The sequence below is a fragment of the Pseudomonas sp. Larv2_ips genome, assembly GCF_963879675.1.
Lineage (GTDB): Bacteria > Pseudomonadota > Gammaproteobacteria > Pseudomonadales > Pseudomonadaceae > Aquipseudomonas.
The window spans coordinates 308,170-335,144 of record NZ_CAWOAW010000014.1; the positions used below are offsets into that span (position 1 = coordinate 308,170).

The 26,975-nt window shown below is 59.7% G+C and carries 23 protein-coding genes; 15 read left to right on the forward strand and 8 right to left on the reverse strand.

The features are described from left to right. Positions 1-42: 42 nt before the first annotated feature. On the reverse strand, positions 43-2,634 hold the full coding sequence (locus AACV02_RS07805) for a glycosyltransferase (RefSeq protein WP_119738737.1): 2,592 nt from the start codon (positions 2,632-2,634) through the stop codon (positions 43-45). Positions 2,635-2,851: 217 nt separating this feature from the next. Between AACV02_RS07805 and tcdA the strand changes: the two genes are divergently transcribed. Continuing rightward, positions 2,852-3,661, forward strand: coding sequence for a tRNA cyclic N6-threonylcarbamoyladenosine(37) synthase TcdA (tcdA, locus tag AACV02_RS07810; RefSeq protein WP_372239289.1), 810 nt, complete (start codon positions 2,852-2,854; stop codon positions 3,659-3,661). Between the two features lie 116 nt (positions 3,662-3,777). On the opposite strand, the gene AACV02_RS07815 is transcribed toward tcdA, so the two are convergent. From AACV02_RS07815 to AACV02_RS07830, 4 genes are all read right to left on the reverse strand, one after another. Further along, complete coding sequence (locus tag AACV02_RS07815) at positions 3,778-4,191, reverse strand: SufE family protein (protein ID WP_119738741.1); 414 nt, start codon at positions 4,189-4,191, stop codon at positions 3,778-3,780. Further along, positions 4,188-5,393: an aminotransferase class V-fold PLP-dependent enzyme gene (locus tag AACV02_RS07820; protein WP_119738743.1), complete on the reverse strand. Its 1,206-nt coding sequence runs from the start codon at positions 5,391-5,393 to the stop codon at positions 4,188-4,190. Before AACV02_RS07820 ends, AACV02_RS07815 begins: the two co-directional genes overlap by 4 nt. A 67-nt stretch (positions 5,394-5,460) precedes the next feature. Then, positions 5,461-6,495, reverse strand: coding sequence for a 2,3,4,5-tetrahydropyridine-2,6-dicarboxylate N-succinyltransferase (dapD, locus tag AACV02_RS07825; RefSeq protein WP_106577174.1), 1,035 nt, complete (start codon positions 6,493-6,495; stop codon positions 5,461-5,463). A 31-nt stretch (positions 6,496-6,526) separates the two neighbouring features. Then, on the reverse strand, positions 6,527-6,835 hold the full coding sequence (locus tag AACV02_RS07830) for an arsenate reductase (RefSeq protein ID WP_231982825.1): 309 nt from the start codon (positions 6,833-6,835) through the stop codon (positions 6,527-6,529). 293 nt (positions 6,836-7,128) lie between these two features. On the opposite strand from AACV02_RS07830, the gene AACV02_RS07835 reads away from it, so the two are divergent. Then, positions 7,129-8,772, forward strand: a complete 1,644-nt coding sequence (locus tag AACV02_RS07835; RefSeq protein ID WP_106577173.1) for a Na+/H+ antiporter — start codon at positions 7,129-7,131, stop codon at positions 8,770-8,772. Between the two features lie 10 nt (positions 8,773-8,782). Here the strand turns inward: AACV02_RS07835 and dapC are convergent, their stop codons facing one another. From dapC to map, 3 genes are all read right to left on the reverse strand, one after another. Next, a complete protein-coding gene (gene dapC / locus AACV02_RS07840; RefSeq protein ID WP_119738745.1) occupies positions 8,783-9,982 on the reverse strand; it encodes a succinyldiaminopimelate transaminase in 1,200 nt (399 codons plus the stop codon). Positions 9,983-10,159: 177 nt separating this feature from the next. Further along, positions 10,160-12,862, reverse strand: a complete 2,703-nt coding sequence (locus AACV02_RS07845; protein ID WP_106577171.1) for a [protein-PII] uridylyltransferase — start codon at positions 12,860-12,862, stop codon at positions 10,160-10,162. A gap of 65 nt (positions 12,863-12,927) precedes the next feature. After that, on the reverse strand, positions 12,928-13,710 hold the full coding sequence (gene map / locus AACV02_RS07850; protein WP_106577170.1) for a type I methionyl aminopeptidase: 783 nt from the start codon (positions 13,708-13,710) through the stop codon (positions 12,928-12,930). A 385-nt stretch (positions 13,711-14,095) separates the two neighbouring features. Between map and rpsB the strand changes: the two genes are divergently transcribed. The 13 genes from rpsB (at position 14,096) to lpxA (ending at position 26,973) form a co-directional block, all read left to right on the forward strand. Beyond that, on the forward strand, positions 14,096-14,833 hold the full coding sequence (gene rpsB, locus AACV02_RS07855; RefSeq protein ID WP_003219330.1) for a 30S ribosomal protein S2: 738 nt from the start codon (positions 14,096-14,098) through the stop codon (positions 14,831-14,833). A gap of 191 nt (positions 14,834-15,024) precedes the next feature. Continuing rightward, entirely contained in the window at positions 15,025-15,888 is an 864-nt protein-coding gene (tsf, locus tag AACV02_RS07860) for a translation elongation factor Ts (protein ID WP_083359812.1), read from the forward strand. A gap of 213 nt (positions 15,889-16,101) precedes the next feature. Beyond that, complete coding sequence (gene pyrH / locus AACV02_RS07865) at positions 16,102-16,845, forward strand: UMP kinase (RefSeq protein WP_003172271.1); 744 nt, start codon at positions 16,102-16,104, stop codon at positions 16,843-16,845. Further along, on the forward strand, positions 16,842-17,399 hold the full coding sequence (frr, locus tag AACV02_RS07870) for a ribosome recycling factor (protein ID WP_106577169.1): 558 nt from the start codon (positions 16,842-16,844) through the stop codon (positions 17,397-17,399). The genes pyrH and frr overlap by 4 nt, the downstream gene beginning before the upstream one ends. 17 nt (positions 17,400-17,416) lie before the next feature. Then, positions 17,417-18,172 (forward strand): polyprenyl diphosphate synthase, encoded by a 756-nt coding sequence (gene uppS, locus AACV02_RS07875; protein WP_119738748.1) that lies wholly within the window; start codon positions 17,417-17,419, stop codon positions 18,170-18,172. Continuing rightward, complete coding sequence (locus AACV02_RS07880) at positions 18,173-18,982, forward strand: phosphatidate cytidylyltransferase (protein WP_119738750.1); 810 nt, start codon at positions 18,173-18,175, stop codon at positions 18,980-18,982. Beyond that, a complete protein-coding gene (ispC, locus tag AACV02_RS07885) occupies positions 18,979-20,169 on the forward strand; it encodes a 1-deoxy-D-xylulose-5-phosphate reductoisomerase (protein WP_119738752.1) in 1,191 nt (396 codons plus the stop codon). The genes AACV02_RS07880 and ispC overlap by 4 nt, the downstream gene beginning before the upstream one ends. A 53-nt stretch (positions 20,170-20,222) precedes the next feature. After that, on the forward strand, positions 20,223-21,575 hold the full coding sequence (rseP, locus tag AACV02_RS07890; protein ID WP_119738754.1) for a sigma E protease regulator RseP: 1,353 nt from the start codon (positions 20,223-20,225) through the stop codon (positions 21,573-21,575). 74 nt (positions 21,576-21,649) lie between these two features. Continuing rightward, positions 21,650-24,040 carry an outer membrane protein assembly factor BamA gene (bamA, locus tag AACV02_RS07895; protein WP_119738756.1) on the forward strand — a complete coding sequence of 797 codons (2,391 nt, stop codon included), beginning with the start codon at positions 21,650-21,652 and terminating at the stop codon, positions 24,038-24,040. 45 nt (positions 24,041-24,085) lie between these two features. Continuing rightward, positions 24,086-24,589: an OmpH family outer membrane protein gene (locus AACV02_RS07900; RefSeq protein ID WP_003189173.1), complete on the forward strand. Its 504-nt coding sequence runs from the start codon at positions 24,086-24,088 to the stop codon at positions 24,587-24,589. 3 nt (positions 24,590-24,592) lie between these two features. Beyond that, on the forward strand, positions 24,593-25,648 hold the full coding sequence (gene lpxD, locus AACV02_RS07905) for a UDP-3-O-(3-hydroxymyristoyl)glucosamine N-acyltransferase (RefSeq protein ID WP_119738758.1): 1,056 nt from the start codon (positions 24,593-24,595) through the stop codon (positions 25,646-25,648). Positions 25,649-25,759: 111 nt separating this feature from the next. Next, positions 25,760-26,200, forward strand: coding sequence for a 3-hydroxyacyl-ACP dehydratase FabZ (gene fabZ / locus AACV02_RS07910; protein ID WP_016976866.1), 441 nt, complete (start codon positions 25,760-25,762; stop codon positions 26,198-26,200). Next, positions 26,197-26,973, forward strand: a complete 777-nt coding sequence (gene lpxA, locus AACV02_RS07915; RefSeq protein WP_106577163.1) for an acyl-ACP--UDP-N-acetylglucosamine O-acyltransferase — start codon at positions 26,197-26,199, stop codon at positions 26,971-26,973. Before fabZ ends, lpxA begins: the two co-directional genes overlap by 4 nt. Positions 26,974-26,975 lie beyond the last annotated feature (2 nt).

The following is a 26,975-nucleotide window of genomic DNA, read 5'->3' on the forward strand; positions in this document are numbered from 1 at the left end:
AACGGCGGCCAAGGGCCGCCGTTTAGTGCATTGCGCAAGTTTTTACTCAGCCGTTGCCGGCTCAACCTTCGGCGCAGGTTTTGGCAGCGACGAGAGGAACGCCATGATCAGCGCCGCCACATACGGCAGCGACTGTACCAGCAGCATCACCACCCAGAAGCGTATGTCATTGCTCGGCAGGCCCTGCACCAGGTAGATCCCCAGCGCCGCGCCCCACAACAGCAACATGATGAACATTTCTTCGCGGGCTTCGGAAATTGCCACCCAGAAGCCGTGGTTATCCGCGTTTTTCGGGGTACGAAAGAACGGAATACTGGTGGTGAAGAAGCCGTACAACACCGCCTTGGCGATGGTGTGCGACAACGCCAGACCGGCCAGCGCCGCGCAGAACGCATCTTTCAAGTTCACACCCACCGCACGGCGGTAGAGGAAAATGATCTTGCCCACTTTGAACACGAACAGCGCCAATGGCGGAATCGCGAAAATCAGCAGTGGCGGATCAACCCGCGTTGGCACGATGATCATCGCCGCCGACCACAACAAGGCGCCAACGGTGAAGAAGATGTTCATGCCGTCCGCTACCCACGGCAACCAGCCTGCAAGGAAGTGGTAGCGCTGGCCACGGGTCAGCTCGGTGCCCTTGCCGCGCAGCAGGCTGGCGGTGTGGCGCTTGATGATCTGGATCGCGCCGTAGGCCCAGCGGAAACGCTGCTTCTTGAAGTCGATAAAGGTATCGGGCATCAAGCCTTTGCCGTAGCTGTCGTGGTAATACGCCGCCGACAGGCCTTTCTCGAATACGCGCAGGCCCAGTTCGGCGTCTTCGCAGATGCACCAGTCAGCCCAGCCGAGTTCTTCGAGCACCGAGCGACGGGTCATGGTCATGGTGCCGTGCTGGATGATCGCGTCGCGGTCGTTACGGGTGACCATGCCGATATGGAAGAAGCCTTTGTATTCCGCGTAGCAAAGCTTCTTGAAGGTGCTTTCGTTCTGGTCGCGGTAATCCTGCGGCGACTGCACCACGGCGATTTTCGGGTCGGCGAAGTGCGGCACCATGTGCTTGAGCCAGTTCGGCGACACGCAGTAGTCCGAGTCGATCACCGCAATCACTTCGGCGTCCTTGGCGGTGTGCGGGATCAGGTAGTTCAGCGCGCCGCCCTTGAAACCGGCCAGGGGCGAGACGTGGAAGAACTTGAAGCGCGGCCCGAGGGTTTCGCAGTAGTCGCGCACCGGTTCCCATACAGCCGGGTCCTTGGTGTTGTTGTCGATGATCAGGACTTCATAGTCCGGGTAATCGAGGGCGGCGAGGGCGTCGAGGGTCTGTTTGACCATCTCCGGCGGCTCGTTGTAGCACGGCACATGGATCGACACTTTCGGGCGGTAGTCCGAATCGCCTTCCACCGGCAGGAATTCACGCCGGCGCTTGTGGGTCCACACCGCTTCCGCCAGTTCGTGGGCCTCGGTCAGCAACACGATAAACACCCCGAGGGCGCCCAGTGCCAACAAGATCCCCACGGTCACGCTGAACCAGGTGCTGTATTGCTGGCTGTAGTCGTAGCCGATCCACACCAGGACCGAGCCGCACAGGAACGCGATAAAGGTCAGGAACGTACGGCCACGCTGGCGCAGGGCCGAGCCGTCGATCATCAGCAAGGTCAGCGACAGCAGCGCAAGCACCACCGAGCCGATGGCCAGCACGCGCCATTGCGGGATCGCGACCACCGGGCCTTCAAAGTTGAATTTCTGCTGGCGCGCGGCGTTGTACACGCCCCAATAGGCGCCGGCCGAGCCTTCATCGCTGACTTTCCACGGCTGATCGAACGCCTCGATCACGAAGTAGTTGTAGCCCTGGCGGTTAAGCTTGTTGACCAGCGTACGCAGGTAAATCGCCTGGTCAGCCGGGGAGGTTTCGTTACCCCCGCGCATACGGCCGTTACTCGGCCAGCCAACCTCCGACAGCAGCAGCGGCTTTTTCGGGAACAGTTTCTTCAGATCCCGGGCGCGGTCGAGTACGTATTGGCCGGCCTTGTCCATCGGAATAAATTCCCAGAACGGCAGGATGTGCGCGGCGATCAGGTCGACGTGCTTGGCCAGTTGCGGGTTCTTTTCCCAAATGTGCCATTGCTCGGACGTCGTCACCGGCACTTTCACGGCGGCGCGCACGCGGTCGAGCAGCGCAATCAGCGCCTCCGGGGTGATTTCTTCACGGAACAACGCTTCGTTACCGACCACCACGCGCACGACGCTGCGTGAGCTGTTGGCCAGTTCGATGGCCCGCTGGATCTCGCGTTCGTTACGCGCAAGGTCCGGGCTGATCCAGATGCCCAGCGTCACGCGCAGGCCGAACTCTTCTGCCAGCTTGGGGATGTCGCCCAGGGTGCCGTCGACCGAGTAGGTACGGATGTTGTCCGTCAGCTTGCTCATGATCTCGAGGTCACGACGCATTTCTTCGTCGCTTGGGTACTGGTCTTTCTGCGGGAACTGGCCTTGCTGGAACGGCGAGTAGGAGAACCCGGAGATCTGTTCAGGCCAGTTGGGTGTGGTGACCGGGCGGTTGATCAGCGCCCAGAAACCGGTGAACAGCGCGGCAATTGCCAGCACCACCACCAGGTTGAGTCCAAATTTACGCGATGACATGGCTATTTCGGGTTCCAAAGGGTGTGGAACGAAAAGAGGTGTCGGCTTACGCCGAACGGCGCGCATCCTACACTGGCCTTTCCCCGAGCGTACAGCAGACAGAGAAAAGCCGGACGTTAGTCCGCGAATGTTCACCTAAGTTCTTTACTTGTAGCTGGAAGCTTCGAACTTGTCGCTGCGTAGTCCATAATGCGCGCCGGTTTTTGGGGTAATGGTCATGAGCACAGAAGATCCGCGGTTTGCAGGCGTCGCCCGCTTGTATGGCATTGAAGGCCTGGAACGCTTGAAAGCGGCCCATGTGGCGATCGTCGGCGTCGGCGGCGTAGGCTCGTGGGCGGCGGAAGCCATGGCCCGTTGCGGGGTGGGCGAGATTTCGCTGTTTGACCTGGACGACGTCTGCGTCAGCAACAGCAACCGCCAGTTGCACGCGCTGGACAGCACCGTGGGCAAGCCCAAGGTCGAAGTCATGGCCGAGCGCCTGCGCGCTATCAACCCCGATTGCACCGTGCATGCGGTGGCGGACTTCGTGACCCGCGACACCATGGCCGAGTACATCACGCCGACTATCGATTGCGTGATCGACTGCATCGACGCCGTCAACGCCAAGGCAGCGCTGATTGCCTGGTGCAAGCGCCGCAAGATCCAGATCATCACCACCGGCGGCGCCGGCGGGCAGATCGACCCGACGCTGATCCAGGTGTGCGACCTGAACCGCACCTTTAATGACCCACTGGCCTCGAAGGTGCGCTCCACGTTGCGCCGCGATTACGGTTTCTCCCGCACCGTGACCCGCCATTACAGCGTGCCGTGCGTGTTTTCTACCGAGCAGCTGCGCTATCCCAAGCCGGACGGCAGCATTTGTCTGCAAAAAAGTTTTGTTGGTGATGGGGTGAAGCTGGACTGCGCGGGCGGGTTTGGCGCGGTGATGATGGTGACGGCGACCTTTGGCATGGTCGCGGCCACCAAGGCGGTGGACAAAATTGTGGCGGGGGTGCGCAGGCCTTCGGAGCGGGTTAAAGCCAGCTAGATCCTACAGCCGAACATAGACCGAAATGTGGGAGCGGGCTTGCTCGCGAAGGCAGAGTGTCAGTCAATCCATCAATGACTGAACCACCGCCTTCGCGAGCAAGCCCGCTCCCACATTCAGTTTTGTGTAAGGCTCAGGTCACGCATGCGCAGCAGGACTGAGTTGAGGCCGTTACTGCGCGACGGCGACAACTGCCGTGACAGGCCAAGCTGGGCAAACCAGTCGGGCAGGTCAACGGCCTGCAACTGCGCCGCAGATAAGCCATTGACCCGCGCCAGCAGCAACGCCACCAACCCACGAATCATGCGCGCATCGCTGCTGGCGGCGAACTGCCAATGACCATTCTCAATGCGCCCCACCAACCACACCAGGCTTTCGCAGCCCTGCACCAGGTTGGCGTCGACTTTGTCCTCATCCGCCAAGGCTGGCAGGCGCTCGCCCCATTGCATCAGCATCCGCGCGCGCTGCTCCCAACTGCCGACCGCCTGAAAGGCGTGCAGGGCTGCGGCGGCTTCGGCCGGCAAGCTCATCGCAACATATCCAGCGCCTGGTCGAGCGCTTCAAAGAAGCGCTCCAGGTCATCGGAGTCGTTGTACAGCGCCAGGGACACGCGGATCGCGCCCGACAAGTGCATTGCCTTGAGCAACGGCATCGCGCAATGGTGGCCGGCGCGCACGGCGATGCCCTGTTCGGTCAGCAGGTGGGCGAGGTCGGCGTTGTGTATGCCTTCCACCACAAAGCTGGCCAAGGCTGCTTGGGGCGATCCCAATACGCGGATGCCATTGCGTGCCTTGAGGCCGCGCAGCAGGTAGTCGTGCAGCGCCGCTTCATGGGCGACCACGGCGTGCGGGTCCAGCGAGCTCAGGTAATCCAGGCTGGCACCCAGGCCGATCACGCTGGCGATCGGTGGCGTACCCGCTTCAAAACCCAGCGGGGCAGGGCGGAAACTGGCGCTGTGGTAGTCCGCCTGTTGCACCATCTCGCCGCCGAACTGCCAGTGGCGCAAGTGATGCAGGGCTTCGTGGCGGCCAAACAGCACGCCGACGCCGTCCGGGCCATACAGTTTGTGGCTGGAAAACACGTAGAAGTCGCACCCCAGCGCCTGCACGTCATGGCGGCCATGCACGATGCCCTGGGCACCATCGACCACGGTCAGCGCGCCGTGTGCCCGCGCCATCGCCAGCAAGGCGTCCAAGGGCTGCCAGGTGCCAAGTACATTGGAAAGCTGGCTCACCGCCAGCACGCGCGTGCGCGGGCCGATCAATTCGGCGGCAGCGTGCAGGTCAATCACGCCGTCGTCACCCAGTGGCAACACCACCAGCGTGAGCGCGCGACGTTTGGCCAGTTGCTGCCAGGGCAGCAGGTTGGCGTGGTGTTCGAGGGCGCTGATAACAATTTCATCGCCCGCATTGAATAAGTGCTCAAGGCCATAGGCCAGGAGGTTCAGCGCAGAGGTTGCGCCGTGGGTAAAGATGATTTGCCCGCTGTCACCTGCGTTAAGCCACTGCGCGACCTTGCTGCGACTGTCTTCAAACGCCTGGGTCGCATGGGCGCCCGGCAAATGTTGGGCTCGGTGCACATTGGCTGCGCCATTGGCATAGTAATGGCTGATGGCATCCAACAGGGCCTGGGGTTTTTGCGTGGTGGCGGCGTTGTCCAGGTAGGTCTGGTCTTGCCGTTGCAGGGTGGCGATGGCCGGAAAGTCGGCGCGCCAGGGAGAGGGCACAAGCATGGTGTTCAAGACTCGTATAAGCGGGCCGACCCGGAGGCGCGACCCGCTAGTGGCATCGAGTGGCTGCTTAGTTGTGAGCGTGCAGCGCTTCGTTCAGTTCGATGGCCGATTTGTGGGTTTTGCACTCCACGGCACCGGTCTCGGAGTTACGGCGGAACAGCAGGTCCGGTTGGCCGGCCAGCTCGCGCGCCTTGACCACTTTGACCAGTTGGTTCTGCTCGTCCAGCAGCGCGACTTTGGTGCCGGCGGTGACGTACAGGCCCGACTCCACGGTATTGCGGTCGCCCAACGGGATGCCGATACCAGCGTTGGCGCCGATCAGGCAGCCTTCGCCAACCTTGATCACGATGTTGCCGCCGCCCGACAGGGTGCCCATGGTGGAGCAACCGCCGCCCAGGTCCGAACCCTTGCCGACGAACACGCCAGCGGAGACGCGGCCTTCGATCATGCCCGGGCCTTCGGTGCCGGCGTTGAAGTTGACGAAACCTTCGTGCATCACGGTGGTGCCTTCGCCCACATAGGCGCCCAGGCGGATACGCGCGGCATCAGCGATACGCACGCCGGCCGGGACCACGTAGTCGGTCATTTTCGGGAATTTGTCCACCGAGAACACTTCCAGCAGGTCGCCACGCAGGCGTGCTTCCAGTTGGCGTTCGGCCAGCTCGCTGATGTCGATGGCGCCCTGGCTGGTCCATGCCACGTTCGGCAGTTGCGGGAACACGCCGGCCAGGCTCAGGCCGTGCGGCTTGACCAGGCGGTGCGACAGCAGGTGCAGCTTGAGGTAAGCCTCAGGCGTGGAGGTCAGTGCAGCGTCTTCGGCCAGCAGGGTCGCGACCAGCGGAGTGTGGCTTTCAGCCAGACGGCTCAGCAGGGCGGCTTGAGCAGCGTCGACGCCTTTGAGCGCGTCAGCCAGTTGCAACGCCTGGGAGACGGTGAAGGTGATGGCCTGGTTGCCTTCGGTGTAGCCCAGGATCGGCGCAATGGCTGCGACGATCTCGGCCGATGGATTGAGCAACGGTTGTGCGTAAAACACTTCCAGCCAAGCACCTTGGCGGTTCTGAGTGCCGACGCCGAAGCCCAGGCTGAACAGGGAATTGGACATGCTGTTACCTCTACAAAAATGGAAGGCTGGCCTACTTGAGGGCCGCCGAATAACTATCTGGCTTGAAGCCAATCAGGGTTCTGTCACCGAGATCGAGCACCGGGCGCTTGATCATCGAGGGTTGTGCGAGCATCAATTCAATGGCTTTCGACTGATCGAGATCGGCTTTGCGTTCGTCTTCGAGTTTGCGAAAGGTGGTGCCCGCACGGTTCAAAACCACCTGCCAACCGTGCTCGTTGCACCATTGGGTCAAGTGTTCGCGGTCGATACCGGCCGTTTTGTAGTCGTGAAACTCATAGCTCACAGCGTGCTCATCGAGCCAGGTGCGCGCTTTTTTCATGGTGTCGCAGGCTTTGATGCCGAAAAGGTGCAACGTTTTGCTTGAAGCGGTCAAGGAATTGCCCCCCTTTGGACCAAGTAGAAACGAAAGGTCACGGATTATGCCATGACCAGCAGGTTTGGGTGCCGCTCGTCATGCTTGCTGATGGCGCAGTGCGACTTTTGTGCAGAAGCCACGGCGCGCCATGGCCGCGTAACATGGCTGGTTAACATAGCCGAGTAATATGGCACTTCAACGGCCGGTTGTTGCCTGATGGGTGTCGTTGCAAGTCGATTGTCCGGGAAACCCGCTTTATGCAAACCGCCTACACCGTTCTTATCCTGCTGATGCTGGTCAGCGTTTCGCGCCTGGTCGGGCGCATCATTCCTCTGCCGTTGCCCCTGGTGCAGATCGCCGCCGGCGCCTTGCTGGCCTGGCCCACCCTCGGGCTGCATGTGGCGCTGGACCCTGAGTTGTTTCTGTTTCTGTTCCTGCCACCGCTGTTGTTCTCTGATGGCTGGCGCATGCCCAAGCGCGAGTTCTGGCGATTGCGTGGCCCGATTCTGACGTTGGCGGTGGGGCTGGTGCTGTTCACCGTGGTGGGCGCCGGGTATTTCATTCATTGGATATTGCCTACGATCCCATTGCCGGTGGCCTTCGCCCTGGCGGCGGTTTTATCGCCGACGGATGCCGTGGCGGTGTCGGCCATTGCCCAGAATCGTCTGCCCAAGCCGCTGATGCACATGCTTCAGGGCGAAGCGTTGATGAATGATGCCTCGGGTCTGGTGACCTTCAAGTTTGCCCTGGCGGCGGCGCTGACCGGCGTGTTCTCCCTGGCGGATGCCAGCCTGACTTTTGTGCTGGTCGCCGTGGGTGGATTGGCGGTTGGCGTGGCGCTGAGCTGGCTGGTGGGCCGCTTGCGCGCCTGGATGATCGCGCGCGGTTGGGATGACCCGGCCACGCATGTGGTGTTCATGTTGCTGTTGCCGTTTGCGGCCTATGTATTGGCGGAGCGCCTGGGCGCATCGGGCATTCTCTCGGCGGTGGCGGCGGGCATGATGCAAAGCTGGCTCGACCTGTTGCCGCGCCAGACCAGCACGCGCTTGCTTAACCGCAGTGTCTGGTCGCTGCTGGAGTTTGCCTTCAATGGCCTGATCTTCCTGCTGTTGGGCCTGCAACTGCCGGACATCATCAAGGCGGTGGTCAGCCACGAGACAACGTTGTGGCCCACCCTGCTGTATCGCTGCCTGGACGTGATTGCAATCTTTGTGGTGCTGGTGGTGTTGCGCTTTATCTGGGTGCAGAGCATCTGGCGCCTGTCGGGTTTACTGCGACGCCTGCGGGGCAAAAGCGAACTGACCATGGTGCCGACCGCGCGCTCCTGCTGGCTATTGACGGTTGGCGGCGTACGCGGTGCGGTGACCCTGGCCGGTGTGATGTCGGTGCCCCTGCTGCTGGCACCGGGCGCGGCCTTCCCCGAGCGCGACCTGCTGATTTTCATCGCTGCCGGGGTGATTCTGCTATCGCTGATCGCCGCTTGCATCGCGCTGCCGTTGCTGTTGCGCGGCATCGAGCAAAGTCCCGATGAAAAGCGTCATAACGAAGTGCGCGAGGCGTGGAAAAAGACCGCCGTGGCGGCGATCCATGCCCTTGAAGCGGAAGAACCCGCCGAAACCGAAACCTCGGACGCCGCTCAGGCCGCACTGGCGGCTGAGCTCAAGGCGCGGCTGATGTCGGAATATCGCCATCAGTTGGAAGTGTTCAATGACTCCGCCGACGCCCAGGCGCTGGCGCTGCAGATGGACCAGCTGGAGCGTAAATTACGCCTCAAGGCCCTGCGAGCGCAGCGATTGGAGTTGTACAGCTTGAGCCGTCATCACCAGATTGGTGATGACGTTTTGCGCGAAGTGCTGGCGGATCTGGACATGAGCGAGGCGAACCTGGGTCATGTGAAATGACCCATGAGTGTCAGCGGCGGCGCTGAATGAAGTCGCGAATGCGCTCCGCCGCTTCAACACACTCCGCCAACGGTGCAACCAGCGCCATGCGCACGCGCCCTGCGCCTGGGTTGACGCCGTCCACGTCCCGGGACAGGTACGAACCTGGCACCACGGTCACGTGTTCTTCCACGAACAGGTCACGGCAGAACGCAGCGTCGTCGCCATTCACGTTCGGCCACAGGTAAAACCCGCCGTCCGGGCTTTGTACGTCCAGCACCGGCTTGAGAATGGCCAGCACGGCGTCAAACTTCTCGCGGTACAGGTCACGGTTGGCCAGCACGTGGGCTTCATCCTGCCAGGCCGCGATGCTCGCCCGTTGGGTTTGCACCGGCATCGCGCAGCCATGGTAGGTGCGGTACAGCAGGAAGGCCTTGAGGATGTCGGCATCGCCGGCCACAAAGCCCGAGCGCAGGCCCGGCAGGTTGGAGCGCTTGGACAGGCTGTGAAAGACCACGCAGCGTTTGAAGTCCTGACGGCCGAGCTCGACGCAGGCACTGAGCAGGCCGGGCGGCGGGGTGTGTTCGTCGAAGTACAACTCGCTGTAGCACTCGTCGGCGGCGATGACGAAGTCGTACTCGTCGGCCAGGGCGATGAGCTTTTTCAGGATGTCGACCGGAATCAGGGCTCCGGTGGGGTTGCCCGGCGAGCACAGGAACAGGATCTGGCAGCGTTTCCAGATGTCCGGCGACACGGCGTCAAAATCCGGGTTGAAACCGTTGGCGTCCAGGCACGGCAAGTAATGCGGCTTAGCGCCGGCCAGGAACGCGGCGCCTTCGTAGATCTGGTAGAACGGGTTCGGGCTCACTACCAATGCGTCGTCAGCGCGGTTGACCACGGTCTGGGTGAAGGCAAACAGCGCTTCACGGGTGCCGTTGACCGGCAGGATATTGCGCGCCGGGTCCAGCCAACCCTTGGGCACGTTGAAGCGGCGTTCGCACCAGGCGCCGATGGCCTCGCGCAATGCCGGAATGCCCAGCGTCGTCGGGTACACGGCCATCTGGTCGAGGTTGTCAGCCAGCGCCTTGGCAACGAATTCCGGCGATGTGTGCTTGGGCTCACCGATGGACAGCGCAATCGGGCGTTTGTCCGGGTTCGGCGTGACGCTGCCGAGCAGGGCGCGCAGTTTCTCGAACGGGTAGGGCTGCAGCTGGTTCAGGGCGTTGTTCATCGCAAGTCTCATTCAATTCGGTTGTAAGCGTGCGTTCTGCCGGGCAAAGCCATTCAAATGTGGGAGCGGGCTTGCTCGCGAATGCGGTGCATCAGTCAATCCATGTGTACCTGACACACTGAATTCGCGAGCAAGCCCGTTCCCACACCAGTGCGCCCACACAGTGATAACAGGTGTTCAAATAGTCAGGCGTGTCAGCTCGACACCGGGTTCCTGGGTCACGCTCAATTGCTGCACGATCGCAGCCTGCAAGCGTCTGCACAGTTCAGGGTCGGACAGCGGCTGGTTGTCGGCGTCGGTAATGAAGAACACGTCCTCCACGCGCTCGCCGAGGGTCGCAATCTTGGCGTTCTGCAACGACAGGTCGAACTCCAGGAAAATCCCGCCGATGCGCGCCAGCAAGCCGGGGCGATCCGGCGCGCTGAGTTCCAGCACGGTCACCGGGCGCTGGGCGTCGTTGGAAATGGTCACCTGAGGCGCAAAGGCGAAGTGCTTGAGCTGACGCGGTACCCGACGCTGGATGATCGTCGGGTAATCGTCCGGGTTACGCAGTGCTTCGGTCAGGCCTTCGCGGATCTTTTTCACGCGCACCGGGTTATCGCCGATGGAGTCGCCGTCGGTGTCGAGCACGATGTAGGTGTCGAGGGTGAACTGGCTGCTCGAGGTGATGACCCGCGCGTCATGAATGTTCAGGTTCAACTGGTCCATGGCCGCCACGGTCACGGCGAAGAAGTCGTGCTGGTCGGGCGCATAGATGAAGATCTGCGTGCCGCCTTCGAATTCGCGCTGGGTGGTTTCTTTGATCAGTACCAGCGGGCCACCATCGGCGGGCTGCTGCAGGATCGCGTCACTGTGCCAGGCCACGTCGCCGGCGGTGTGGCGCAGGAAGTAATCGTCACCCAGTTGCGACCACAGCTGTTCGACGTCGTCCGGGTCATTGCCGCCGCGCACCAGGATATCCAGGGCCGCGCTTTGGGTGCGGCGGATCTGCTCTTCGCGGTCTACCGGGTTTTCCAGGCCGCGGCGCAGCGCGCGCTTGGTCTCGGTGTAGAGCTGGCGCAGCAGGCTGGCACGCCAGGAGTTCCACAATGTCGGGTTGGTGGCATTGATGTCGGAGACGGTCAGCACATAGAGATAGTCGAGACGGGTTTCATCACCGACGATGCCGGCGAAGTCGTGGATCACCTGTGGGTCGGACAAATCCTTGCGCTGGGCGGTGGTCGACATCACCAGGTGGTTCTGTACCAGCCAGACGATCAGGCGGCTGTCCCACAGCGGCAGTTGATGGCGCTGGCAGAACGCCTCGGCATCGACTGCGCCGATCTCCGAGTGGTCGCCATGCCGGCCCTTGCCGATGTCGTGGTACAGGCCGGCCAGGTAGATCAGTTCCGGCTTGGGCAGCTTGGCCATGAGCTTGCTGGCCAGCGGGAATTTCTCTGACACCTGGGTGTACTGCAACTTACGCAGGTGCTTGATCAGGTTCAGGGTGTGGGCGTCTACGGTGTAGATGTGGAACAGGTCGTGCTGCATCTGCCCGACGATAAAGCCGAACTCCGGCAGGTAACGCCCAAGGATGCCGTACCGGTTCATGCGCCGCAGGTTGCGGTGGATGCCGATTTTGCACTTGAACAGCTCGATAAACAGGCTGGTGTTGCGGATGTCATTGCGAAAGTCATCATCGATCAGATGACGGTTTTCGCGTAGCAGGCGGATGGTGTCGGCGCGCACGCCTTTGATTTCCGGCTGCTGGGCCATCAGCACGAAGATTTCCAGCATGGCGAACGGGGTGCGGCGGAACACGTTGTCGTTGCGCGCCTCGATGTAGCCGTCGTGCAGTTGGAAGCGCGAGTTGATCGGCTGCGGCGGTGCTTCGTCTTCAGGCGCCAGGATCACTTCTTCGAAGTGCTGGATGATCAGGTCGCTGAGCTGGGCGATGCTCATGACCACCCGGTAGTACTGCTGCATGAAGCTTTCGATGCTGGTCTTCGCGTCCTCGCCCTCGAACCCCAGGAGGGTGGCGATGGAGCGCTGGTGGTCGAACAGCAGGCGGTCTTCGGAGCGGCCGGCGAGCATGTGCAGGGCATAGCGCACTTTCCACAGGAACTCCTGGGACGAGGCCAGTAGGGCGTTTTCGCTCTCGACCAGAAAGCCTTCGCCGGCCAGGGCGCGCAGGTTCAGGGTGCCGTATTGGCGACGCGCGACCCACAAAATGGTCTGGATATCGCGCAGTCCGCCCGGTGAGCCTTTGACGTTGGGTTCCAGGTTGTATTCGGTGTCGTTGTACTTGTGGTGCCGGGCCTTCTGCTCGGCACGCTTGGCCAGGAAGAACTCCTTGCTCGGCCACATATGCGCGGTGCTGGTGACTTCCAGCATGCGCTTGCGCAGGCGCTCGGGGCCGGCAATGGTGCGGCTTTCCATCAAGTTGGTAATGACGGTGAGGTCGGCGCGCGCCTCTTCGGCGCATTCGTCTACAGAACGAACGCTCTGGCCGACTTCCAGGCCGATGTCCCACAACAGCGTCAGAAAGCGCTCGATGGAATCGCGAAAGATCTCATGATCGGCGCTGTCCAGCAGGATCAGCAGGTCGATGTCGGAGTAGGGGTGCAGCTCACCGCGACCGTAGCCGCCGACGGCCACCAGGGCGATATCGGCGTCTTCACTCCAGTTGAACTGTTCCCAGGCCTTTTGCAGGATGTTGTCGACGAACCAGGCGCGGTCCTCGATCAGTCGACGAATGTCCCGGCCACTGCGAAAGCGCGCATCCAGCACTTCGCGGGCCTGGCGAATAGCCTTCTTGAAGGCGAAGATGGGGCTTGCCTTCAAGGCCAGTTCAGCCTGGAACTGGCCACGGTCGAAGAGTTCGGGATCCACCTGGGGCATCGATCGGCTTTCCTTTCTATCTATCAGTCAGTCACAACACCGTTGGGGGAAAACCAAAGCAACCTTTACGCCGAAACGCGTGGAATCGTGTCGTCTGCGCGCAAGGTGAAGATCTCGTAGCCGGTTTCGGTGACCAGCAGGGTGTGTTCCCACTGTGCCGAGAGCTTGCGGTCCTTGGTGATGGCGGTCCAGCCGTCGCCCAGCACCTTGGTGTCGGCCTTGCCCTGGTTGATCATCGGCTCGATGGTGAAGGTCATGCCCGCCTTGAGTTCCATGCCGGTGCCGGCGCGACCGTAATGCAGGATCTGCGGTTCTTCGTGGAATACTTTGCCGATGCCATGGCCACAGAATTCGCGGACCACCGAGAAGCCGTTCTTTTCAGCGTGCTTCTGGATCACTTCACCGATATCGCCCAGGCGGCAGCCGGGTTTGACGATTTCGATGGCCTTGTACATGCATTCCTGGGTGACCTGCGACAGGCGCTCGGCCCAGACCGGCACGGTGCCGACGTGGAACATGCGGCTGGTGTCGCCGTGGTAGCCGTCTTTGATCACGGTCACGTCGATGTTCAGGGTGTCGCCGTCTTTCAACGGCTTGTCGCCTGGAATGCCATGGCAGACCACGTGGTTGATCGAGGTGCAGATGGACTTGGGGAAGCCCTTGTAGTTCAGCGGCGCAGGGATGGCTTTTTGCACGTTGACAATATAGTCGTGGCAGATGCGGTCCAGGGCTTCGGTGGTTACGCCGGGCTTGACGTGCTCGGCAATCATTTCCAGCACGTCGGCAGCCAGTTTGCCAGCAACGCGCATGCCTGCGATGTCTTCGGCGGTTTTCAAGGTAACGGTCATACAGGCTCTCTCTAGCGCGACGCGCTGAAATCAATACGGTTTACGGGCGTGCGACAAAAGGTTGCAGAATTCGCACAAGCCCCAAAAAACGCGATTCTACCAGACGCGGGCGGCAAACCATGAGCGTCTGACGATCGCTTCTCTCTATAAGGTAGGGGCATGTTGGCTCTATTCAAAGGCTTACGCAAAAGCCGATCACGGCAAATGTGATTGCGGGTTTCGTTTTTGTCCTTCGTGTGGTATAAAATGCGCCGCTTTCCGGGGATACCCCGCAAAGCTTAAATCCACACACGTGTCGACACGATGACCTGGGTGCCGGAGGCGAATGCCGCTGGTTGGTCATTGGGATACGTGGAGGCCAAACCCGACTTATTAAGGAACTATCATGTCCCAAGTCAACATGCGCGATATGCTGAAGGCCGGTGTGCACTTCGGTCACCAGACCCGTTACTGGAACCCGAAAATGGGTAAATACATTTTCGGCGCGCGTAACAAGATCCACATTATCAACCTTGAAAAAACCCTGCCAATGTTCAACGAAGCGCTGACTTTCGTAGAGCGTCTGGCCCAGGGCAAAAACAAGATTCTGTTCGTCGGCACCAAGCGTTCCGCTGGCAAGATCGTTGCTGAAGAAGCAGCACGTTGCGGTTCGCCGTACGTCGATCACCGCTGGTTGGGCGGCATGCTGACCAACTTCAAAACCATCCGTGCTTCCATCAAGCGTCTGCGTGACCTTGAAGTGCAAGCCGAAGACGGTACTTTCGCCAAGCTGACCAAGAAAGAGGCGCTGATGCGCACTCGCGACCTGGAAAAGCTCGATCGTTCCCTGGGTGGTATCAAGGACATGGGCGGTCTGCCTGACGCACTGTTCGTTATCGACGTTGATCACGAGCGCATCGCGATCACCGAAGCCAACAAGCTGGGCATCCCTGTTATCGGCGTAGTCGATACCAACAGCAGCCCGGAAGGCGTTGACTACATCATCCCAGGCAACGATGACGCAATCCGCGCTATCCAGCTGTACATGGGTTCGATGGCTGACGCTGTAATCCGTGGTCGCAACCACGTTGCTGGTGGTACCGAGCAGTTCGTTGAAGAAGCTCCGGTAGCTGCCGCTGAGTAACTGACGCCCTGGCGTTGACTCAGTAAGCAAAAAGGGGGCTTGGCCCCCTTTTTGCCACCTCGAAAACCATTTGTCGGCAGCGCAGCTACACCTTCTGTAACGTGCAGCGGCCTACAAGGGTGATTCGGGAAGAATTGATCGCCCGTTTGATCGGGTGGAATGGTTGAAAACCTATCCAAGAGGATTTTGAAATGGCAGAGATTACTGCAGCGTTGGTTAAAGAACTGCGTGAGCGCACCGGCGAAGGCATGATGGATTGCAAAAAGGCCTTGACCAAGGCCGGCGGCGACATCGAAAAAGCCATTGATGACATGCGTGCTTCCGGCGCCATCAAGGCTGCCAAGAAAGCAGGCAACGTAGCTGCTGAAGGCGCTATCGCTCTGAAAGAAGACGGTAAGTCCGCTGTTCTGCTGGAAGTGAACTCGCAGACCGACTTCCTGGCTCTGCAAGACGACTTCAAGGCATTTGTTGCTGCTAGCGTTGAAAAAGCGTTCGCCGACAAACTGACCACTGTTGAGCCGTTGATCGAAGCTCAAGAAGCTGCTCGCCTGGTACTGGTCGGCAAGGTTGGCGAAAACGTCAACATCCGTCGTCTGGCGCGTATCGAAGGTGATGTGGTTGGCGGTTACCTGCACGGTAACAAAATCGGCGTTGTGGTTGCCCTTAAAGGCGGCGACGTTGAGCTGGCCAAAGACATCGCTATGCACGTAGCGGCCAGCAACCCAGAGTTCCTGCTGCCATCGGAAGTGTCTGCTGACGCAATCGAGCGCGAAAAAGCTGTGTTCCTGAGCCTGAACGCTGACAAGATCGCCGGCAAGCCAGAAAACATCGTTGAAAACATGATCAAAGGCCGTATCAGCAAGTTCCTGGCTGAAGCGAGCCTGGTTGAGCAGGCGTTCGTCAAGAACCCTGAAATCAAGGTTGGCGAACTGGCCAAGAAAGCCGGTGCTGAAATCGTTTCCTTCACTTACTACAAAGTAGGCGAAGGCATCGAGAAGCCGGTCGACAACTTCGCTGAAGAAGTTGCTGCCCAGCTGGCTGCCGCCAAGCAATAAGACGGTTTTCAACTGTCGCCCGAAAGAGGCTGCCCGCTCACGCGCGCAGCCTCTTTTCAAATGGGAAGGCCAATTTTTATTTGGTTTCCTCTCGGAACTGGCTTACAAAGCCGTGTTCCGATGGCGCTGAGACAGCGTCCAGCTAGAGTGAACGCAAGCCGTAAACGGCTCGCCACGAATTTTTAAAAAAATACGCCGCAGGAGAGATTCGCAATGGCTCAGCAGGGCAGTGGTTATCAGGCTCGCTATAAACGCATTCTACTCAAGCTTAGCGGCGAGGCCCTGATGGGCTCGGAAGAGTTCGGGATCGATCCCAAGGTGCTCGACCGCATGGCGCTGGAAGTCGGCCAATTGGTCGGTATCGGTGTTCAGGTCGGCCTGGTGATTGGCGGTGGTAACCTGTTCCGTGGTGCGGCGCTGAGTGCGGCCGGCATGGACCGGGTGACTGGCGACCACATGGGCATGCTGGCCACTGTGATGAACGCCCTGGCAATGCGTGACGCCCTGGAGCGTGCCAATATCTCGGCGATCGTGATGTCGGCTATTTCCATGGTTGGCGTGACCGATCACTATGATCGTCGCAAAGCCATGCGTCACCTGAACGCCAAAGAAGTAGTGATCTTTGCTGCCGGTACCGGCAACCCGTTCTTCACCACGGATTCGGCTGCCTGCCTGCGCGCCATCGAAATCGATGCCGACGTAGTGCTCAAGGCCACCAAGGTGGATGGTGTCTACACCGCAGACCCATTCAAGGACCCGCATGCCGAGAAGTTCGATCATCTGACCTACGATGAAGTACTGGATCGCAAGCTGGGCGTGATGGACCTGACGGCTATTTGCCTGTGCCGTGACCACAAGATGCCACTGCGCGTATTTAACATGAACAAGCCCGGCGCCCTGCTGAACATCGTACACGGCGGCGCGGAAGGGACTCTGATCGAGGAAGGCCAACAATGATCAACGAAATCAAGAAAGACGCTCAAGAGCGTATGCACAAATCCCTGGAGTCTCTGGCCCATGCTTTTGGCCAGATTCGTACCGGTAAGGCACACCCAAGCATCCTGGGCAGCGTGATGGTGCCGTACTACGGCACTGACACCTCCATTACCCAGGTCGCCAACATCACTGTAAAAGACTCGCGCACCCTGCAAGTCGTGGCCTTCGAGCGCAACATGCTCGCAGCCGTCGACAAAGCCATCCAGAGCGCCGGCCTGAACCTCAACCCGACCAACCTGGGCGAGTTGTTGCTGATCTCCATGCCTGCCCTGACTGAAGAAACCCGCAAGGGCTTCACCAAGCAGGCGCGCAGCGCTGCTGAAGATGCGCGTGTTGCCGTGCGCAACATTCGTCGTGATGCGTTGGGCGACCTCAAGAAACTGGTCAAGGACAAAGAAATCAGCGAGGACGAAGAGCGTCGCGCCGTTGCTGATATCGACAAACTGACCAAAGACGCCGAGGCCCAGATCACCAAGGCCACGGAAGAGAAAGAAAAGGACCTGATGGCCGTATAAGGGGTCAGGACGCCTTCATGGAAAAGACCAAGCAGACTGTGCCCTCCGTGGTGCCGCGCCATGTCGCGATCATCATGGATGGGAATAATCGCTGGGCGAAAAAACGCTTTATGCCGGGTGTCGCCGGGCATAAGGCGGGTGTCGATGCGGTGCGCGCTGTTATTGAAGTGTGTGCCGAGGCCAAGGTCGAGGTGTTGACTCTGTTTGCCTTCTCCAGCGAGAACTGGCAACGGCCCGCCGAAGAAGTCAGCGCCTTGATGGACCTGTTCTTCAAGGCGTTGCGTCGTGAGGCCAAGCGCCTCAACGACAACAACATCAGCCTGCGCATCATTGGTGATCGCTCGCGGTTCCATCCGGAACTGCAAGCGGCCATGCGCGAAGCTGAGGCTATCACCGCCGGCTCCAACCGTTTTGTGCTGCAGATTGCGGCCAACTACGGTGGTCAGTGGGATATTGCCCAGGCTGCACAGCGGCTTGCCCGCGAAGTGCAGGCCGGGCATCTGCGGCCCGACGACATTACGCCCCAATTGTTGCAAACCTGCCTGGTAACCGGTGATCTGCCGTTGCCGGACTTGTGCATCCGTACCGGTGGTGAGCACCGCATCAGCAATTTCCTGCTGTGGCAGCTGGCCTACACCGAGCTGTACTTCTCCGACCTGTTCTGGCCGGACTTCAAACACGATGCCATGCGCAATGCGCTGGCCGATTTCGCTTCCCGTCAGCGTCGCTTCGGTAAAACGAGCGAGCAGATCGAAGCTGGAGCCCGGGTTTAAATGCTTAAACAACGAATCATCACAGCACTGATCCTGCTGCCGATTGCCTTGTGTGGTTTTTTTCTGCTCGACGGTTCCGGCTTTGCGCTGTTTATCGGCCTGGTCGTTACCCTGGGTGCTTGGGAATGGGCACGCCTGGCTGGCTTCAACGAGCAGTTGCCGCGCGTGGTTTACGCCGCTGTGGTGGCGCTGTTGCTGTTTCTCATGCACACGCTTTCGAGCATTATCGTGCCTTGGGTGTTGGGGGCAGCGGTGCTGTGGTGGGCGCTCGCGACCTTCCTGGTGCTGACCTACCCGCGCACCAGCGGCCAATGGTCCAGCGTGGCCAGCAAGTTGGTGATTGGTCTTCTGATTTTGCTGCCGGCCTGGCAAGGGCTGGTGGAAATCAAGAATTCGCCGATGGGCAACTGGCTGATCATGGCGGTGATGGTGCTGGTGTGGGGGGCTGACATTGGTGCCTACTTCTCCGGCCGGGCGTTCGGCAAGCGCAAGTTGGCGCCAGCCGTCAGCCCGGGCAAGAGCTGGGAAGGTGTTTACGGTGGCTTGGCATTGACGTTGGTGATTACGCTGGTTGTCGGCGTGGTGCGCGACTGGTCGGTCAAGGAAATCCTCCTGGCTTTGCTGGGCACTGCCGTTGTGGTGTTCATCTCCGTGGTGGGTGATCTCACCGAAAGCATGTTCAAGCGCCAGGCCGGAATCAAGGACAGCAGCAACCTGCTGCCGGGTCATGGCGGCGTGCTGGATCGAATCGACAGCCTTACCGCTGCCATTCCCATCTTCGCCGTGCTGTTGTGGATGGCGGCTTCGTGAGCCGCCTGCAACAGGTGACCGTGCTGGGCGCGACCGGCTCGGTCGGGCTCAGTACGCTGGATGTGATCGCTCGCCATCCAGATCGTTATCAGGTATTTGCGCTGACCGGCTTCTCTCGCTTGAATGAGTTGCTGGCCTTGTGCGTGCGTCATACGCCTAGATTCGCCGTTGTGCCAGAGGTGTCGGTAGCGCGCGGCTTGCAGGACCAGTTGAGGTCTGCAGGCCTTGCGACCCACGTATTGGTGGGCGAGGAGGGCTTGTGCCAGGTCTCGGCTGATGCCGAAGTCGACACTGTGGTGGCCGCCATTGTTGGCGCGGCAGGGTTGCGCCCGACACTGGCCGCGGTCGATGCCGGCAAAAAGATCCTGCTGGCCAATAAAGAGGCGCTGGTGATGTCGGGCACGCTCTTTATGCAGGCTGTGCGCAAGAGTGGCGCCGTGCTGCTGCCTCTGGACAGTGAACACAATGCGATTTTCCAGTGCATGCCCGGTGATTTTGCCCGAGGCCTGAGCCAGGTTGGTGTGCGGCGGATTCTCCTGACGGCTTCCGGTGGCCCTTTCCGACAAACTCCGCTGGCTGATCTTGAGCATGTCTCGCCTGATCAGGCGTGTGCACACCCAAACTGGTCGATGGGGCGAAAAATCTCCGTGGATTCGGCGAGCATGATGAACAAAGGCCTTGAGTTGATCGAGGCGTGCTGGTTGTTCGATGCGCGGCCTGATCAGGTCGAGGTGGTGATTCACCCGCAAAGTGTGATTCATTCCCTGGTCGACTATGTCGATGGTTCGGTTCTGGCCCAGCTGGGCAACCCCGATATGCGTACGCCGATTGCCAATGCGCTGGCCTGGCCGGAGCGGATTGATTCCGGCGTTGCGCCGTTGGACCTGTTTGCCATTGCGCGCCTGGACTTCGAAGCGCCCGACGAGCAGCGCTTCCCGTGCCTGCGTCTGGCCCGGCAAGCGGCAGAGGCGGGCAACAGTGCGCCGGCCGTGCTCAATGCGGCCAACGAGGTGGCGGTGGCGGCGTTTCTTGACGGGCGTATTCGCTTTCCGCAGATCGCGAGTATCATCGAGGACGTTTTGAGCCTTGAGCCCGTTGTGGCAGTGGATGATTTGGGTGCAGTGTTCGAGGCCGATACAAAGGCCCGGGCCCTGGCCCAGCAGTGGTTGAACCGCAACGCGCGTTAGTCTGTGGGCAGGTTTGAGTCTTCAGGCACTGGATTGGAATGCGGAGAAATTAGATGAGTGCGCTCTACATGATTGTCGGCACCCTGGTTGCTCTGGGTGTGCTGGTAACCTTTCACGAATTCGGCCACTTTTGGGTCGCGCGTCGTTGCGGCGTCAAGGTGCTGCGCTTTTCCGTCGGTTTCGGCATGCCGCTGTTGCGTTGGCACGACCGTCGGGGCACTGAATTCGTGATTGCGGCCATTCCGCTGGGCGGCTACGTCAAGATGCTCGACGAGCGTGAAGGCGAGGTACCTGTAGATCAGCTGGACCAATCCTTCAACCGTAAGACCGTTCGTCAGCGTATCGCCATTGTCGCAGCCGGCCCGATCGCCAATTTCCTCTTGGCAATCGTGTTCTTCTGGGTCCTGGCCATGATGGGCAGCCAGCAGGTGCGCCCGGTCATCGGCGCGGTTGAAGCAGACAGCATGGCGGCCAAGGCCGGGCTGATCGCTGGGCAGGAAATTGTTTCCATTGATGGCGAGCCCACCACCGGCTGGGGCGCTGTCAATTTGCAGTTGGTTCGCCGCATGGGCGAAAGCGGCACTATTAATGTGGTGGTGCGCGAGCAGGATTCCACCGCCGAGACGCCGCGTGAATTGTCCCTGGACCATTGGCTCAAAGGCGCAGAAGAGCCTGATCCGATCAAGTCTCTGGGCATTCGTCCGTGGCGTCCGGCCCTGCCGCCGGTGCTCGCCGAGCTGGACCCGAAAGGCCCGGCGCAGGCCGCAGGTCTGAAAACCGGCGATCGCCTGTTGGCGCTGGATGGTCAGGCGCTGGGCGACTGGCAGCAAGTGGTGGATCTGGTGCGTGTACGGCCTGATACCAAAATTGTGCTGAAAGTTGAGCGCGATGGTGCTCAAATCGACGTCCCTGTGACCCTGGCTGTTCGCGGGGAAGCCAAGGCGGCCGGAGGTTACCTCGGTGCGGGGGTAAAAGGTGTCGAGTGGCCGCCATCGATGGTGCGCGAGGTGAGCTTCGGGCCTTTGGCGGCAATTGGCGAGGGTGCAAAACGCACTTGGACCATGAGTGTGCTGACGCTCGAATCGCTCAAGAAAATGTTGTTCGGCGAGCTCTCGGTAAAAAACTTGAGTGGACCGATAACCATTGCTAAAGTGGCGGGCGCTTCTGCCCAGTCGGGTGTCGCGGATTTCCTGAATTTCCTGGCTTATCTGAGTATTAGCCTTGGAGTTCTGAATTTGCTGCCCATTCCAGTATTGGATGGGGGGCATCTGTTGTTTTATCTGGTCGAGTGGGTGCGTGGTCGCCCCTTGTCGGATCGGGTGCAGGGTTGGGGGATACAGATCGGTATCAGTTTGGTGGTCGGAGTGATGTTGTTAGCTCTGGTCAACGATCTGGGACGACTGTAACGCTTCGCTGAATTGCGAATCTGCCGCATTTTGCGGCAGTTTGTTTATTGCCAGTTGGAATAAGAAAGGACTTCATGAAACGTCTGCTGCTAACTGCGGTTCTCACCGTATTGATGATCGCCGAAGTTCACGCCGAGTCCTTCACTATCTCCGATATTCGCGTCAACGGCCTCCAGCGGGTTTCCGCGGGTAGCGTCTTTGGTGCCTTGCCGTTGAACGTCGGGGAACAGGCGGATGATCGTCGCCTGGTGGAATCCACTCGTGCGCTGTTCAAAACCGGGTTCTTTCAAGATATCCAACTGGGTCGCGAAGGCAACGTCCTGGTCATCACTGTCGTCGAGCGACCTTCTGTCGCCAGTATCGAGATCGAAGGTAACAAGGCGATCTCCACTGAGGACTTGATGAAGGGTCTCAAGCAATCCGGCCTTGCCGAGGGCGAGATCTTCCAGCGCGCCACCCTTGAAGGTGTGCGTAACGAATTGCAACGTCAGTACGTTGCCCAGGGCCGCTACTCCGCGACCGTGGAAACAGAAGTGATCCCGCAGCCTCGTAACCGTGTTGGCCTCAAGGTCAAGATCAACGAAGGCACCGTGGCGGCAATTCAGCACATCAACGTGGTGGGTAACACCAAGTTTGCTGATGACGACCTGATCGACCTGTTCGAACTCAAGACCACCAACTGGTTGTCGTTCTTCAAGAACGATGACAAGTACGCCCGTGAAAAACTGTCGGGTGACCTGGAACGTCTGCGCTCCTACTACCTGGACCGTGGCTACATCAACATGGATATCGCTTCGACCCAGGTGTCCATCACCCCGGACAAGAAGCACGTCTACATTACTGTCAACGTCAACGAAGGCGAGAAGTACACCGTTCGTGACGTGAAACTCAGCGGCGACCTGAAAGTACCTGAAGACCAGGTCAAGGCGCTGTTGCTGGTACAGAAAAACCAGGTGTTCTCGCGCAAGCTGATGACCACCACGTCCGAGCTGATCACCCGTCGTCTGGGTAACGAAGGCTATACCTTCGCCAACGTCAACGGCGTACCGACTCCGCACGATGATGACCACACTGTGGACATCACCTTCGTCGTTGACCCGGGCAAGCGCGCCTACGTGAACCGCATCAACTTCCGTGGCAACACCAAGTCTGCGGACGAAGTGCTGCGTCGTGAGATGCGTCAAATGGAAGGTGGCTGGGCGTCGACTTACCTGATCGACCAGTCCAAGACTCGTCTTGAGCGCCTGGGCTTCTTCAAAGAAGTCAACGTCGAAACCCCGGCCGTACCGGGCGTTGATGACCAGGTTGATGTGAACTACGCCGTTGAAGAACAAGCGTCGGGTTCGATCACCGCCAGCGTTGGTTTCGCACAGAGCGCCGGTCTGATCCTCGGCGGCTCGATCACTCAGAACAACTTCCTCGGTACCGGTAACAAGGTTTCCATCGGCCTGACCCGAAGCGAATACCAGAGCCGCTATAACTTCGGTTATGTCGACCCCTACTGGACTGCTGACGGTGTGAGCCTGGGCTACAACGCCTTCTACCGCACCACGGACTACAAAGACCTCGACGTTGACGTTGCAAGCTATGCGATCGACAGCCTCGGCGCCGGTGTCAACATCGGTTACCCGATCAGCGAGACGTCGCGTCTGACCTTCGGCCTGACCGCGCAACAAGACAAGATCAAGACCGGTGTGTACACCGTGGACGAAATCTTCGACTTCGTGCGTAAAGAGGGTGACCAGTTCCTGAACTTCAAGGCTTCGGCCGGTTGGTCGGAATCGACCCTGAACAAAGGCGTGCTGGCGACCCGTGGTCACTCCCAGAGCCTCACAGCAGAAGTGACTACGCCGGGCAGCGACCTGTCGTTCTTCAAGCTCGACTACCGTGGTCAGTTGTTCCAGCCGTTGAGCGATAACTACACCATGCGTCTGCACACTGAGCTGGGTTATGGCGACGGTTATGGTTCGACCAATGGCTTGCCGTTCTACGAGAACTACTATGCTGGTGGTTTCAACTCGGTGCGTGGCTTCAAGGACAGCACCCTGGGCCCTCGCGGTACGCCGAGCCGTGGCTTCGACAAAACCGGTAACCAGGGTACCCTGCTTGACTCGGACGACGATCCCCTGCCATTCGGTGGTAACGTTCTGATTCAAGGTGGTGCGGAGATTCTGTTCCCGCTGCCATTCGTCAAGGACCAGCGATCCCTGCGTACTTCGGTCTTCTGGGATGTGGGTAACGTGTTCGACTCCAAGTGCGAACAAGTTCAAAACCCTAAACCTGGTTCTGTGTCGAACACCCAGTGCAACGACGTGAGCCTCAGCAACCTGGCGAGCTCCGTGGGTGTGGGTGTGACATGGGTGACCGCGCTTGGCCCATTGAGCTTTGCTCTGGCCATGCCGATCAAGAAACCGGATAACGCTGAAACCCAGATTTTCCAATTCTCCCTCGGCCAGACGTTCTAAGCGTCTGACCCAAGATAACGACAACGGATTCTGTAGGAGTACATCGTGCGCAAGTTGACTCAATTGGTTCTGCTGGCCACCGTGCTGGTGACCACCCCGGCCTTCGCCGAAATGAAAATCGCCGTCCTGAACTATCAGATGGCTCTGCTGGAATCCGACGCGGCCAAGCGTTACGCAGTGGATGCCGAGAAAAAATTCGGTCCGCAACTGACCAAGCTGAAAACTCTGGAAAGCAGTGCCAAAGGCATCCAGGATCGTCTGGTAGCCGGTGGCGACAAGATGCAGCAAGGCGAGCGCGAGCGTCTGGAGCTTGAATTCAAGCAAAAGGCCCGTGACTACCAGTTCCAGTCCAAGGAGCTGAACGAAGCCAAAGCTGTTGCCGACCGTGAAATGCTCAAGCAGCTCAAGCCGAAACTCGACAGCGCTGTGGAAGAAGTCATCAAGAAAGGTGCCTTTGACCTAGTGTTCGAACGCGGCGCCGTGATCGACGTCAAGCCTCAATACGACATCACCCGCCAGGTGATCGAGCGCATGAACCAGCTGAAGTAAGCCATGACCGCGACTATCAAACTCGGCGAGTTGGCCGAGTTCCTGGGGGCCACCTTGCGCGGCTCCCCGGAGAAAGAAATCACTGGGCTAGCCACCTTGCAGGGGGCTGGCCCAGCTCAGTTGAGCTTCCTCTCAAGTCCCAAATACCGTAAATACCTGGTCGACAGCCAAGCCGCAGCCGTGTTGCTGAAGGCCGCTGATGCCGAAGGGTTTGCCGGGGATGCGCTGGTGGTGGCCGATCCTTACCTGGCTTATGCCCGGGCCTCGCACCTGTTCGATCCAAAGCCAACGGCTGCTGGCGGTATTCATCCGTCTGCGGTCATTGCTGATGATGCCTGGGTTGACCCTGCGGCAAGCATTGGTGCGTTTGCCGTGATCGAGAGCGGCGCGCGCATTGCCGCCGGCGTCACAGTGGGTGCGCATTGCTTTATCGGCGCACGCTGCGAGATCGGTGCCGATGGCTGGCTGGCTCCGCGTGTCACCCTGTACCACGACGTGCGTATCGGTGAACGTGTGGTCATTCAGTCGGGCGCCGTGATCGGGGGTGAAGGCTTCGGCTTTGCCGAATCCAAAGGCATCTGGCACAAGATTGCCCAGGTGGGCGGTGTGCTGATCGGCGACGACGTGGAAATCGGCGTCAATACCGCAGTGGACCGTGGCGCCTTGGCGGATACCGTCATCGGTAACGGTGTGAAGCTCGACAACCAGATCCAGATTGCCCACAACGTACAGATTGGCGATCACACCGCCATGGCCGCGTGCGTGGGGATTTCCGGCAGCACCAAAATCGGCAAGCATTGCATGCTCGCTGGTGGCGTCGGGTTGGTGGGGCACATCGAGATTTGCGACAACGTCTACATTACCGGCATGACCATGGTGACGCACTCGATTACCGAGCCTGGTGCCTATTCTTCCGGTACCGCCATGCAGCCCGCGGCTGAATGGCGCAAGAGTGCAGCACGTTTGCGGCAGATCGACGACATGGCTCGACGCCTCAAACAGCTGGAAAAGCGTGTTGGGGACGTGACCCCTGGCGGTAATGCTTCATCAGAAGGCTGATACCATTTCCATATCAAGTGTGCACAGCCGCTAGACTGCCTCCTTGATTTGCTAGCGGGGCGTGCGTTTTGTCCGCCCGCCCCCAATCTTTATTACAGGCTTCCCCCCGAAATGATGGACATCAACGAGATTCGCGAATACCTGCCTCACCGTTACCCGTTCCTGCTGGTGGACCGTGTAGTGGACCTCAACATCGAGGAAAAGCGCATTCGTGCCTACAAGAATGTCAGCATCAACGAACCGTTCTTCAATGGCCACTTCCCCGCGCATCCAATCATGCCGGGCGTATTGATCATCGAAGCGATGGCCCAGGCTGCCGGTATCCTTGGTTTCAAAATGCTCGACCTCAAGCCTGCCGATGGCACGCTGTATTATTTCGTGGGCTCCGACAAGCTGCGTTTTCGCAACCCGGTCACACCGGGTGACCAGTTGATCCTGGAAGCCAAGTTCATCAGCTGCAAGCGCCAGATCTGGAAGTTCGAATGCCAGGCTTCGGTGGACGGCAAGCCGGTGTGCTCTGCTGAGATCATCTGCGCGGAACGCAAACTATGAGTTTGATTGACCCTCGCGCAATCATCGATCCGTCGGCCGTTCTGGCCGCCGACGTTGAGGTCGGCCCATGGTCGATCGTCGGCGCAGGTGTTGAAATCGGCGAGGGGACTGTCATCGGGCCACACGTGATCCTTAAAGGTCCGACCCGCATTGGCAAACACAATCGTATCTACCAGTTTTCCTCGGTAGGCGAAGACACCCCGGACATGAAGTACAAGGGTGAGGAAACACGCCTGGTAATCGGTGATCACAACATCATCCGTGAAGGCGTGACGATTCACCGCGGTACCGTGCAGGATCGTGCCGAGACCACTCTGGGGGATCACAACCTGATCATGGCCTATGCCCACATCGGCCACGACAGCGTCATCGGCAACCATTGCATTCTGGTCAACAACACTGCGTTGGCGGGCCATGTGCATGTTGATGACTGGGCGATTCTGTCTGGCTTTACCCTGGTGCATCAGTATTGCCATATTGGCGCCCACAGCTTTTCCGGCATGGGCACTGCGATCGGCAAGGACGTTCCGGCCTTCGTCACGGTATTCGGCAACCCGGCTGAAGCGCGCAGCATGAACTTCGAAGGCATGCGCCGTCGCGGGTTCAGTGAAGATGCGATTCACGCCCTGCGCCGCGCCTATAAGGTGGTTTACCGTCAGGGTCTGACAGTTGACCAAGCCTTGACCGAACTGACCGAGCCGGCAGCGTTGTACCCGGAAGTCGCGGTGTTCCGTGACTCTATCCAGGCATCGACTCGCGGCATCACCCGCTGATC

Bases quoted from the DNA above. Each gene is read 5' to 3' on its own strand.
- uppS (WP_119738748.1), top strand. From the start codon at position 17,417: ATGGAAAAGACCAAGCAGACTGTGCCCTCCGTGGTGCCGCGCCATGTC.
- AACV02_RS07820 (WP_119738743.1), bottom strand. From the start codon at position 5,393: ATGCTTGTGCCCTCTCCCTGGCGCGCCGACTTTCCGGCCATCGCCACC.
- AACV02_RS07835 (WP_106577173.1), top strand. From the start codon at position 7,129: ATGCAAACCGCCTACACCGTTCTTATCCTGCTGATGCTGGTCAGCGTT.
- AACV02_RS07805 (WP_119738737.1), bottom strand. From the start codon at position 2,634: ATGTCATCGCGTAAATTTGGACTCAACCTGGTGGTGGTGCTGGCAATT.
- AACV02_RS07845 (WP_106577171.1), bottom strand. From the start codon at position 12,862: ATGCCCCAGGTGGATCCCGAACTCTTCGACCGTGGCCAGTTCCAGGCT.
- map (WP_106577170.1), bottom strand. From the start codon at position 13,710: ATGACCGTTACCTTGAAAACCGCCGAAGACATCGCAGGCATGCGCGTT.
- AACV02_RS07815 (WP_119738741.1), bottom strand. From the start codon at position 4,191: ATGAGCTTGCCGGCCGAAGCCGCCGCAGCCCTGCACGCCTTTCAGGCG.
- AACV02_RS07830 (WP_231982825.1), bottom strand. From the start codon at position 6,835: ATGAAAAAAGCGCGCACCTGGCTCGATGAGCACGCTGTGAGCTATGAG.
- pyrH (WP_003172271.1), top strand. From the start codon at position 16,102: ATGGCTCAGCAGGGCAGTGGTTATCAGGCTCGCTATAAACGCATTCTA.
- rpsB (WP_003219330.1), top strand. From the start codon at position 14,096: ATGTCCCAAGTCAACATGCGCGATATGCTGAAGGCCGGTGTGCACTTC.
- tsf (WP_083359812.1), top strand. From the start codon at position 15,025: ATGGCAGAGATTACTGCAGCGTTGGTTAAAGAACTGCGTGAGCGCACC.
- tcdA (WP_372239289.1), top strand. From the start codon at position 2,852: ATGAGCACAGAAGATCCGCGGTTTGCAGGCGTCGCCCGCTTGTATGGC.
- bamA (WP_119738756.1), top strand. From the start codon at position 21,650: ATGAAACGTCTGCTGCTAACTGCGGTTCTCACCGTATTGATGATCGCC.
- dapD (WP_106577174.1), bottom strand. From the start codon at position 6,495: ATGTCCAATTCCCTGTTCAGCCTGGGCTTCGGCGTCGGCACTCAGAAC.
- lpxD (WP_119738758.1), top strand. From the start codon at position 24,593: ATGACCGCGACTATCAAACTCGGCGAGTTGGCCGAGTTCCTGGGGGCC.
- dapC (WP_119738745.1), bottom strand. From the start codon at position 9,982: ATGAACAACGCCCTGAACCAGCTGCAGCCCTACCCGTTCGAGAAACTG.
- AACV02_RS07880 (WP_119738750.1), top strand. From the start codon at position 18,173: ATGCTTAAACAACGAATCATCACAGCACTGATCCTGCTGCCGATTGCC.
- frr (WP_106577169.1), top strand. From the start codon at position 16,842: ATGATCAACGAAATCAAGAAAGACGCTCAAGAGCGTATGCACAAATCC.
- lpxA (WP_106577163.1), top strand. From the start codon at position 26,197: ATGAGTTTGATTGACCCTCGCGCAATCATCGATCCGTCGGCCGTTCTG.
- rseP (WP_119738754.1), top strand. From the start codon at position 20,223: ATGAGTGCGCTCTACATGATTGTCGGCACCCTGGTTGCTCTGGGTGTG.
- fabZ (WP_016976866.1), top strand. From the start codon at position 25,760: ATGATGGACATCAACGAGATTCGCGAATACCTGCCTCACCGTTACCCG.